The sequence below is a fragment of the Candidatus Pseudoscillospira sp. SGI.172 genome, assembly GCF_050313575.1.
Taxonomy (GTDB): domain Bacteria; phylum Bacillota; class Clostridia; order Oscillospirales; family Oscillospiraceae; genus Vermiculatibacterium.
In genome coordinates, this window is record NZ_JBNPLQ010000071.1 from 1 (window position 1) to 1,543 (window position 1,543).

General features: G+C 46.9%; 1 protein-coding gene. It reads left to right on the forward strand.

Annotated features, from left to right (window positions below; all coding sequences use genetic code 11):
- Window positions 1-1,543: reverse transcriptase domain-containing protein (locus tag ACQRD3_RS13480; RefSeq protein WP_427781733.1), on the forward strand; the 1,543-nt coding region annotated here is incomplete at both ends.

Sequence of the window (1,543 nt, forward strand, 5' to 3'; positions counted from 1 at the left end):
CCGGATCATCCAATCTCTGGCTGACGGAACCTATACGCCGAATCCCGTTCGCCGCGAGTACATCCAGAAAAAGCAGAACAGCACGAAAAAGCGTCCCCTGGGGATTCCTACCTTTACGGACAAGCTGGTGCAGGAAGTATTGAGAATGATATTGGAATCGGTCTACGAGCCAATTTTTTCAAACAACTCTCACGGCTTTCGTCCCAACAGGAGTTGCCACACTGCGCTAAAATCCTTGAAAAGAGAATTTTCAGGTGTGTCGTGGTTTATTGAGGGCGATATTAAGGGCTGTTTTGATAACATCAACCACCGAGTTTTGGCAAACGTCATAAACGCCAAGATTAAAGACGCACGGCTGATTCAGCTCATTTGGAAATTCCTAAAAGCCGGTTATATGGAGGACTGGCAATACCATGCTACCTACTCCGGCTGCCCGCAGGGCGGCATCGTTTCGCCCATACTCGCAAATATCTACCTGAATGAGCTGGACAAGTTCATGGAAAAGACTGCCAAAGAGTTCTATAAAAGCAGGGACAGGCACCATACCCCGGAATACGATAAGGTCACATGGCAGATAAAGAAGGCTCAAAAACAGCTGAAAACCGCAACGGGTCAGGAAAAAACAGCTTTGTTGCAGAAAATCGCTCAACTAAAAGCAGTCATGCATAAAACGCCCTGTATGTCCAAAACGGATAAAGTCATCAAATACATCCGTTATGCTGACGACTTCATTCTTGGCGTGAAGGGCGATAAAGCGGACTGTGAGCGTACCAAGAGACAGCTGTCCGACTTCATCAGCCAAACCCTGAAAATGGAGCTTTCAGAGCAAAAGACACTCATTACGCACAGTAACCAGTATGCAAGATTTTTGGGTTATGACATCCGTGTGAGGAGAGACCAGAAGCTAAAGCCGCACGGAAACCACGTTTCCCGCACGCTCAACGGGTCTGTTGAGCTGTGCATTCCGTTTGCGGACAAAATCATGCCTTTCCTGTTTGGGAAGTCGGTCATCCGGCAACTGCGCGACGGGACAATAGAGCCTATCGCAAGAAAATATATCTTTCGGTGTACGGATTTGGAGATTGTATCAACGTACAACTCTGAGCTGCGCGGTATTTGCAACTATTACAGTATAGCCAGCAATTTCAACAAGCTTCAGTATTTTGAATATCTGATGGAATACAGCTGCCTGAAAACTCTGGCTGGAAAGCATGAGAGCACCAGCAGAAAAATAATCCGCAAATACCGTGACGGAAACGGCGGCTGGGGTGTGCCCTACCAAACAAAAACAGGAATAAAGCGCCGCAGTTTCGCAAGGTTTATGGATTGCAAAAATACAGACCTCTGGACAGATAAAATCATAGACTTTGCAATCGCACACGTCGGTTCCAGAACGTCATTTGACGATAGGCTGTCCGCCTGCGTGTGTGAGCTGTGCGGAAAGACCAATGTGCCGCTGGAAATACACCATGTAAATAAGGTGAAGAACCTCAAAGGAAAACAACTGTGGGAGCTTGCGATGATAGCGAAAAAGCGAAAAACA